Origin of the sequence: Kitasatospora sp. NPDC006697, assembly GCF_042869935.1 — a bacterium.
Taxonomy (GTDB): Bacteria; Actinomycetota; Actinomycetes; order Streptomycetales; family Streptomycetaceae; genus Kitasatospora.
Map to the genome: position 1 here is coordinate 186,016 of NZ_JBIAGU010000018.1, position 8,760 is coordinate 194,775.

At 74.1% G+C, this 8,760-nt stretch carries 9 protein-coding genes; 3 read left to right on the forward strand and 6 right to left on the reverse strand.

Annotated elements, in window-relative coordinates:
* Window positions 1–37: 37 nt before the first annotated feature.
* Genes ACFYNO_RS24660 through ACFYNO_RS24670 form a run of 3 tightly spaced genes read left to right on the forward strand, consistent with a single transcriptional unit; the run spans window position 38 to window position 2,852 of the window.
* A complete protein-coding gene (locus ACFYNO_RS24660) occupies window positions 38–328 on the forward strand; it encodes an acyl carrier protein (protein WP_388016346.1) in 291 nt (96 codons plus the stop codon).
* Entirely contained in the window at window positions 325–1,083 is a 759-nt protein-coding gene (locus tag ACFYNO_RS24665; protein WP_388016349.1) for a thioesterase II family protein, read from the forward strand. The genes ACFYNO_RS24660 and ACFYNO_RS24665 overlap by 4 nt, the downstream gene beginning before the upstream one ends.
* Window positions 1,080–2,852 (forward strand): fatty acyl-AMP ligase, encoded by a 1,773-nt coding sequence (locus tag ACFYNO_RS24670; protein ID WP_388016352.1) that lies wholly within the window; start codon window positions 1,080–1,082, stop codon window positions 2,850–2,852. Before ACFYNO_RS24665 ends, ACFYNO_RS24670 begins: the two co-directional genes overlap by 4 nt.
* A 77-nt stretch (window positions 2,853–2,929) precedes the next feature.
* Here ACFYNO_RS24670 and ACFYNO_RS24675 read toward each other — a convergent pair whose 3' ends face one another.
* From ACFYNO_RS24675 to ACFYNO_RS24700, 6 genes are all read right to left on the reverse strand, one after another.
* Complete coding sequence (locus ACFYNO_RS24675; protein ID WP_388016355.1) at window positions 2,930–3,586, reverse strand: hypothetical protein; 657 nt, start codon at window positions 3,584–3,586, stop codon at window positions 2,930–2,932.
* A gap of 17 nt (window positions 3,587–3,603) precedes the next feature.
* A complete protein-coding gene (locus tag ACFYNO_RS24680) occupies window positions 3,604–5,169 on the reverse strand; it encodes a hypothetical protein (RefSeq protein ID WP_388016358.1) in 1,566 nt (521 codons plus the stop codon).
* A complete protein-coding gene (locus tag ACFYNO_RS24685) occupies window positions 5,166–5,906 on the reverse strand; it encodes an ATP-binding cassette domain-containing protein (RefSeq protein WP_388016361.1) in 741 nt (246 codons plus the stop codon). The genes ACFYNO_RS24680 and ACFYNO_RS24685 overlap by 4 nt, the downstream gene beginning before the upstream one ends.
* Window positions 5,903–6,610: a hypothetical protein gene (locus ACFYNO_RS24690; protein ID WP_388016364.1), complete on the reverse strand. Its 708-nt coding sequence runs from the start codon at window positions 6,608–6,610 to the stop codon at window positions 5,903–5,905. Before ACFYNO_RS24690 ends, ACFYNO_RS24685 begins: the two co-directional genes overlap by 4 nt.
* Window positions 6,610–7,152, reverse strand: a complete 543-nt coding sequence (locus ACFYNO_RS24695; RefSeq protein WP_388016367.1) for an RNA polymerase sigma factor — start codon at window positions 7,150–7,152, stop codon at window positions 6,610–6,612. Before ACFYNO_RS24695 ends, ACFYNO_RS24690 begins: the two co-directional genes overlap by 1 nt.
* A gap of 168 nt (window positions 7,153–7,320) precedes the next feature.
* Window positions 7,321–8,760 (reverse strand): alpha/beta fold hydrolase (locus ACFYNO_RS24700; RefSeq protein ID WP_388016370.1); only part of this gene is annotated, 1,440 nt, incomplete at its 5' end.

Here is an 8,760-nt window from a genome sequence, read left to right on the forward strand (position 1 = left end):
GACCGAGAACCGAGAGAGCCCAGAGAGGGGCATCCCGATGACCCAGACCGACCCGACCACCCCCGCACCGCCCGGCGAGGCCGCCGGCATCCAGGCCTACCTGATCGACCGCATCGCCTTCTACCTGTCGATGCCCGTCGAGGAGATCTCCCTCGACGTGCCGGTCACCGAGTTCGGCCTCGACTCGGTCTACGCGATCGCGCTCTGCGCCGACATCGAGGACGAGCTCGGCGTCACCGTCGAGCCGACCCTGCTCTGGGACATCGACACGGTGACCGACCTGACCGCCCACCTGGGCGGGCTGCTGGCCGCCCAGCCGGCCGGGTGAGGCGGACCGCACCCGGCCGCAGCGCCTGGCTGCCGTACCCGGCCGCCGCGCAGGCGGCGCCGCTGCGGCTCTTCTGCCTGCCGCACGCGGGCGGCGGGGCCACCGCGTACCGCAGCTGGGTGCGGCAGCCGGACGGCCGGGTGGAGGTCGTCCCCGTCCAGCCGCCCGGCCGGGAGAGCCGGCGCAGCGAACCACGTCCCGACACGGTCGCCATGCTCGTCCGCGAGCTGGCGGCCGCGCTGCTGCCGTGGCTCGACGCGCCGTTCGCCCTGCTGGGCAACAGCATGGGGTCGGTGGTCGCCTTCGAGCTGGCGCGGTACCTGGCGGAGCGTCACGGACGCTCCCCCGAGCACCTGTTCGTCGCCGCCTCGGCCGCGCCGCACTGCGCCCGCCCGAACCTGCCGCGCTTCGACCTGCTCTCGGACGGCGAGCTGATCGCCTTCCTGGCCGACCGCTACCGGGGGATCCCCGAGGCGCTGCTGCGCTCCCCCGAGCTGCTCGCGCTCTTCACCCCGGTCCTGCGCGCCGACCTCGAACTGCTCCGCGGGTACCGGCCGGGGCCGCTGCCCGTCCTGTCCTGCCCGGTCACCGCGTTCATCGGTGCCGGGGATCCGCTGCCGCGCGAACTGGTCGACCAGTGGCGCGCCGTCACCATCGGGCCGTTCGAACGGGTGGAGCTCCCCGGCGGCCATTTCGCACTACTCGAGGAGGGAAGCAGAGTGATCGAGCTGCTGGGGAAGGCGGCCCCGAGATGACCGCCACCACCGAACTGCGCCCGGCCCCGCCACACCCCGGCCTGGCCGAGCTGGTGCGCGCGCACGCCGCCGCGGCGCCGGGCCGGCGGGCCTGCGTGGTGCTCGACCTGCACGGCGAGGAGGACGAGGCGGTGAGCTACGGCGAGCTGGACCGCCGGGCCCGCAGCACGGCCGCCGCGCTGCGCCGGGTGGCCGAGCCGGGCGAGCGGGCGCTGCTGATGTGCGACACCGGGCTGGAGTTCGTGGCGGGCTTCCTGGGCTGCCTCTACTCCGGGGTGATCGCCGTACCGGTGCCCAAGCCGGACCGGCTCTCCAGCGGTCCCCGGCACTGGGGGCGGATCGCCGCGATCTGCCGCAACGCCGCCCCCTCGGTGATCCTGACCAGCGCCGACCTGGTCGACCACGCCGAGGTGGCCGGCCTCGGGGTGGCGCAGCGGCTCGCGGTGCGCGAGGTCTGGTCGGGCCAGGAGGCCGGCTGGACGGACCCGTTCACGCCGACCGCCGAACCGGCCTTCCTGCAGTACACCTCCGGCTCCACCGGCGACCCCAAGGGCGCGGTGATCAGCCACGGCGCGCTGGCGGCCAACCTCTGGGCGATCACCGAGGGCTTCGAGCTGGGCGGCCTCGGCCCGGAGCTCACCACGGTGAGCTGGCTGCCGCTCTACCACGACATGGGGATCGTCCAACTGCTGCTGGCGCTGCGCAACGGCGGCACCAGCGTGCTGATGTCGCAGATGGCCTTCCTGGTCAAGCCGCTGACCTGGCTGCAGGCGGTCGGCCGGTACGGCGCGCAGCTGTGCAGCGCGCCGAACTTCGCCTTCGAGCTCTGCGTGGACCGGATCCCGGTGCAGCAGCGGGCCGGCCTGGACCTGTCCCGGCTGCGCAACGCCACCTGCGGCTCGGAGCCGGTGCGCTTCGACACCGCCGAGCGGTTCGCCGCGGCCTTCGAACCGACCGGCTTCCGCGGCGAGTTCTTCAAGCCCGCCTACGGCCTGGCCGAGGGCACCCTGTACGTCTCCGGCGAGCGCGAGCCCGGCGATCCGCGCTACCTCGACGTGGACATCGCGGCGATCACCGAGCGGGGCGTGGTGGCCCCGCCCGCCGGCCGCGGCCCGGCCCGGCGGATGATCTCCAACGGGCGGGTGGCGCGGAACCTGCGGGTGCGGATCGTGGACCCGGAGACGGGCCTGCCCTGCCCGCCGGACCGGGTCGGCGAGATCTGGATCGCCGGGCCGAGCCTGGCGAGCGGCTACTGGCGGCTGCCGGAGGTCTCGGCCGAGAAGTTCGGCGCCCGCCCGGCCGGCGCGCACGGGGCGGAGGGCCCGTTCCTGCGCAGCGGCGACCTGGGCTTCCTGCGCGACGGCCAGCTGTACGTGGCGGGCCGGCGGGACGACCTGGTCATCGTGGACGGCCGCAACCACCACCCGCGCGACGTGGAGATCACCCTGACGGAGAGCCACCCGGCCCTGGCCCCGGGCCAGGCCACCGTCTTCGGCCACGAGCAGGACGGCCGGCTGCTGGTGGTGGCGGTGGCCGAGACGGCGCTCGGGGTGCGGGTCGCGCCCCCGGGGGCCGAGGCGCCGGCCGGCTCGACCCCGCGCACCGAGGTCGAGCGCGCGGTCCGCCGCGCCGTCTCCGAGGAGCACCAACTGGGCATCGCCACCGTGGTGCTGGTCAAGCCCGGCGCGATCCCGCGGACCACCAGCGGCAAGCTGCAGCGCCGGGCGAGCCGTCAGCTCTACCTGGACGGGCGGCTCAACGCCTGGTGACCCCCGGTGCATGCCGAAGGCGCCTCCCGGATTCCGGGAGGCGCCTTCGGCGTTCCATGGACGAACGGTCGTCCGATTTACTCGCGAGCGGTGATCAGCGGCCCGCGCACGGCGATCAGCACCAGGCCGAGCGCCAGCACCAGCAGCGCGCAGAGCTCGGCGCCCAGGTCGTGCGGCGGCCGGGCCGGCCAGATCCACGGCGACTTCCAGGCCGCGGTGAGCGCGAACTCGGTGACCGCCGCGTAGGCGATCGGGCCGATCCAGGCCAGCGCGCCGCCGAACAGGGTGGCGCTGACCAGGCCGAGGCCGGTCATCCCGATCACGTTGCGGGCCTGCGCCCAGGTGCCGTCGGGCAGCCGGCCGCCGGCCGTCCCGGCGGCCAGCAGGCCGACCGCGGCGAGGGTCAGCCCGAGCACCGCGCCGAGCCGCAGGTAGGGCAGCAGCCGGCCGTGTGCCAGCTCGCTCTCACCGAACGGGCTGCGGGTGCTCGCCGCGATCACGGCGGCCGCGGCGGCCTCCACCATCACCGGCATCTGCTGGGCCAGCGGGCCGTCGCCCTGCACCCAGTCCAGCCGCAGACCGAGCTGGAAGACCACGCCGCAGCCGGCCAGGATCGCCAGCGCCAGCGGGACCTGACGGGAGACCAGGTGCAGCCGGATCAGCCGCGGCCCGGCCCCGCGGGCCCGGAACCGGTCCACCTCGGCCGCGTTGGGCCGGACTGCTGGCGTCGTCATCTGTGCCTCTCCGGTGCTCACGGCAGGTCCGTCAGGGTGAGGTGGCCGGCCCGCAGGTCGGTCAGGTGGCCGGCCAGCCAGGCGTGGCGGGCTTCGGGGGTGAGGGCGGCGAACCGCTGGGCCGCCGCGGCGACCGGGGTGCCCGCGCGCGGGCCCATCACCTGGATGTCGGGGTTGGGCACCACCGGCGCGCCGTTGGGCAGCATCGAGGGGGCGCCGGGGTCGGTCAGGGTGACGCCGATCGCGGTCAGCAGCCCGGCCGAGACCGCCTGCTGGGCGTCGGTGGTGCCGCCCACCAGCTGGTCCACCACGGTCTTCGCGGTGTGCGGGCGGATCGCGGCGCCGACCAGGTCGGCGTTGTCCCACAGCTTGGAGACGGTGACGCAGGTGCTGCTCTTCGGGCCGGTCAGGAAGCAGGTCATGCCGTTGCGGCCGATGTTGAGGCCGATCCGCAGCACGTCGCCGTCGACCGCGGAGGTCGAGTAGACGGCCTCGCCGTGGTACGGGAAGAGCACCTGCTCGGTCCGGGTCGGCGCGCCGGGCAGGCCGGCCACCTCCTTGAACAGCGGGGTCAGGGCGGTGCTCAGGTTCGCCAGGTAGCCCTGGTAGACCGGGCTGAGGCAGACCTGCACCCCGGCCGAACCGTCGCAGACCTGCTTGTCGTTGATCGGCTCGTCGTTGCCGGAGTCGTGCACGGCGGAGATCGAGGTGCCGTTGGCCACCGCCTTCGAGGTGCCGGCCAGCTGCACGCCCGCCCCGGCCGCCACCAGGCCGGCCGCGGTGACCACCACGGCGGCGGTGCGGGCCACCGAGCCGGCGCCCATCGCCCGCACGCCCAGCACGCCGAGCGCGGCCACCGTCAGGCCGAGCATGAAGAGCATCTGCACGATCGACAGGTCGCCGGGGTACGGGTAGAAGACGCCCGCCTCGGGGCCGGGCGCGCCCAGGATGTTGGTCGGCGAGAGCAGCCCGTAGGTCGCGTTGTGGGTGATGCCGTCCTGGGTGAGGATCAGCAGCAGCAGCGCCAGGATCGCCACCAGCGGCACGGTGAACCGGCTCGGGAAGACCGCCCCGGCCGCGAACCCGACGGCGGTGAAGGCGAGCACGCCCACCGCGCCGACCGCGATCGGCCACCAGGACAGCTCGCCGCGCGGGCTGTCCGCCGAGATCGCCGCGAGCAGCCCGGCGGTGCAGGCCGCGTAGGCGGCCAGCGCCCAGAAGGCGGTGGCGGCGAAGGCGGCCAGCCGGGCCGCCCAGCGCGGCAGCGGCGTCGAGGCGACCTGCTCGTCGGTGCCGCGGCGGCCGTCCCGCGAGCCCATCCAGGCGGCCGCGCCGGCCACGAACGGGGCGAAGTCCACCAGCGGGCGGCCCTGCTGCAGGTACAGCTCGCGGGTCGGCCAGAAGGCGGGCAGCGCCATGGTGCTGCGGTAGCAGTCGAACCAGAACATCGCCGCGGCCATCGGCACCAGCCAGAGCATCGCGTTGCGCTTCAGCTCCAGCCGCAGCAGCCGGCCGGCGCAGAGCCGCAGCACTCCGCCGGTGCGCCGGGTGCCCGTGGCGGGGGCGGCCAGGGTCGTGGTCATGACCGCACCCCCGCCAGCACCGCGCTGTAGCCGCGCTCCAGCGGGGCGTCGCCCGCGTGGCCGTCGCCGAGGCCGGCCAGCTCGGCCGGGGTGCCCGCGAAGGCGATCCGGCCCGCGTACATCAGGCCGACCCGGCTGCAGGCGGCGCCCACGTCCTCCACCAGGTGGGTGGAGACCACCACGGTGGCGGTCTCCCCCAGCTCGCGCAGCAGCGTGCGGAAGCCGACCCGCTGCTCCGGGTCGAGGCCGGCGGTCGGCTCGTCCAGCAGCACCAGCTCGGGGCTGTTGACGATCGCCTGGGCGATCCCGGCCCGGCGCAGCATGCCGCCGGAGAGGGTGTGCAGCCGCGCCCGCGCCTTGTCGCCGAGGCCGACCTTCTCCACCGCCGCCGCGACCGCCTTCGCCACCTGGTTCGGCGGCATCTCCTTCAGCAGCGCGAAGTACTCGACGAACTCGACCACGGTGAACCGCGGGTAGTAGCCCAGGTTCTGCGGCAGGTAGCCGAGCCGGCGGCGGATCTCCCGCCGCTCGTTCTGGTTCGACGGGTCCCGGCCGAGCAGCCGCAGGGTGCCGGAGGACGGCGGGATCACCGTGGCCATCATCCGGAACAGCGAGGTCTTGCCGGCGCCGTTCGGGCCCAGCAGGCCGAACACCCCCGAATCGACTTGCAGTTCGACACCGTTGACGGCCTGGTGCCGGCCGAAGCGGCGGGTCAGGTCGTGGATCTCTACGTTCACGAGTTCCCCCTAGGGTTCAGAAAGCGCGGCGGGTACAGCACGATCAGCAGGCAACAGGCGGCGAACCCCACGTAGGGGGTCGTCAGCGAGGAGTCGTTCACGGCACCGGCGAAATCGCCGGTCACCGACTGGGAGACGAGCACCGCGACCGTCCAGCCGCCCACGGCGGCGGCGATCCCGGCGTTGGCCGAGTCGGCCACCCGGGCGGCGGCCAGGCCGAGCAGGGAGACCGCGGTCATCGGCAGCAGCCAGGAGAAGGCGATCCCGGCGGCGGTGCTGGAGACCACGGCGGCGAGCAGGGTGAGCAGGGCGTTGAGCGCGAAGACGGCCAGCGAGCGGACCAGCAGCACCATCGAGTCGCTGACCGCCATCGAGCGGGACAGCTCCCAGGCCGGGTCCATCCCCGGACCGTAGGCGCAGGCGATGCCCACCCCCGCCACCACCGGGGCGGCCAGCGCCACCGCCGGCTGCCCGGTGCCGGCCGTCACGGCGGCGCCGGCGCCCAGCACCACCACGCTGGCGATCAGCCACTGGAGCAGCAGGCCGGGGGTGGTGCACAGGGCCCGGGCCAGGCCGGGCGACTGGAGCAGCCGGGCGGCCAGCCGTTCGATCCGGCCGGGCTCCCGGCGCCAGACCTCGGCGGCCACCTTGACCCACACCCGGTCGAGGTCCAGTTCGGGCGGTGCGCTGTCCAGTTGATCCATCACAACCCCTCTTCCGCCGTTCTCTTGCCGATCAGGGCCGCCCGGAGCAGCTTGCGCACCCGGTGTGCCCGGCTCTTGACGGTGCCCTCCGGCACCCCCAGGATCTGGGCCACCTGGGCCACCGGACGGTCCTGCTCGTAGAGCAGGTCCCAGACCGCGCGGTCCGGGCCGTCCTGCGGGCCGAGGGCGGTGAGCGCGCTGTTCAGGTCGGCCCGCACGATCGCGGCCTCCACCTGGTCCTGCTCGGCGGGCCGGTCCTCGACCGGCACCGGGACCGAGTCCTGTCCTTTCCGGCGCAGCCACATCGCGGCCTGCCGGCGGGCGATCACCCAGAGCCAGCCGCCGGCCGCCTCCTGCGGCCGGTAGTTGGCCGCGCTGCGCCAGGCGCCCAGGAAGGTCTCCTGGAGCACGTCCTCCACGTCGGCGGCGGGCAGCACGGTCCGCAACCTGGCGGCCAGCCAGGGCGCATGACGGCGGAACAGCTCCCGCAGCGCTACGTCGTCGCCGCCGGCCAGGCGGGCGATCAGCTCGTCGTCGTCCATCACTACCTCTATTGCGACGCGGTGGAGTTCGGTTCACGGCTGCCGAAGATTCTTTTCCCGCTCGGCGGGCGGTCCGGCCCGGTCTTGCCGCAGGCGACAGCGGCCGGGCCCGGCCGGCGCTGGGAGGCGCCGGCCGGGCCCGGTCTGACCGTGTGTCGGTTGGTCGGGCTACGACTGCTGCCCAGTGCTCCCGGGCTCGGTGGCCAGCCACGCCGCTATGGCGTCCCAGGCCAGGGCCAACATGGCGGGCTGCGCCATGTTGTGGTGGGTGCAGGGCAGTTGCCGCTCGGTGATGGCACCGGAGACGTACGGCTGCCATTCGGCGCTCGGTTCGCCCTCGGTGCGCTCCTCGCCGGCCGTCACCAGCAGCAGGTCGCCGTCGAAACGGCGGACCAGGTGCCGCGACATGACCTGCCCGTTGTTGCGCAGCACCCGGGCGAGGATCGCGAGTTCGTCGTCGGTCACGGCGCCGAGGTCCACCGCTTCACGGATGTCGTTCATGAAGTAGAGCAACTCGGCGTCTTCCTTGGACATGTCCGGGGTGGGCCGGTCCTCCGGCTCCGGCCCGCTCCCGATCCCGTGGGCGGCCGGTTCGGCGAGGATCCGGCCGTTCTGCGGATACGCGTCCATGATGATCAGGGACACCTGTTCCCCCTGGGCGCGCAGCTGGACGGCGACCTCCTGGGCGGAGATCCCTCCGAACGACCAACCGAGTACATGGTAGGGGCCGGACTCCTGGATCGCACGGATCGCAGTCACGTAGTCACTGGCCATCTCCTGGACAGATGACGCGAGTTCGCTCGTACCATCGAAGCCGCGCGCCTGCAGGCCGTAGACCGGTCGGTCCTCGGGGACCAGCCGGGCGAGCGGCGAGTAGCACCAGCTGAGCCCGCCGGCCGGGTGCAGGCAGAAGAGCGGCGAGCGGCTGCCGCGCGCCTTGATCGGCAGCACCGGGTCGAGCGCGCCCTGCACGGCGGACAGGCTCAGCTGCTCCATCAGGCCGGCCACCGAGCGGGCGGCGAAGACCGTCCGGATCGAGGTCGCGACGCCGCGCGCCCGCAGCGCCTCCACCAGGGAGACCACCAGCAGGGAGTGGCCGCCGAGTTCGAAGAAGTCGTCGTCCACGCCGACCGCCGGCACGCCCAGCACCTCGGCGAAGGCCTCGCAGAGGATCTGCTCCTGCGGCGTGGCCGCCTCGCGCCCGCTGCCGCCCGCGGTGCCGTAGTCGGGCGCCGGCAGGGCCTTTCGGTCCAGCTTGCCGTTCACGTTCAACGGCAGCACCTCCAGCACCACCACCGCCGAGGGCACCATGTGCTCGGGCAGGTGTTCAGCGGCGAATGCGCGCAGAACAGTTGACAGTTCGTCAGCAGAGTGTTCGCGGTTCACCGGGACGGCGTAGCCGACCAGGCGCTTGTCGCCCGGCACGTCCTCACGCGCCACCACCGCCGCCTGCGCCACCAGCGGGTGACCCGCCAGCACGGCCTCCACCTCACCCGGCTCGACGCGGAACCCACGCACCTTCACCTGCTCGTCCGCACGCCCCGCGTACACCAACTGCCCATCCGCACTCCAGCGCACCAGGTCACCCGTGCGGTACATCCGCTCCCC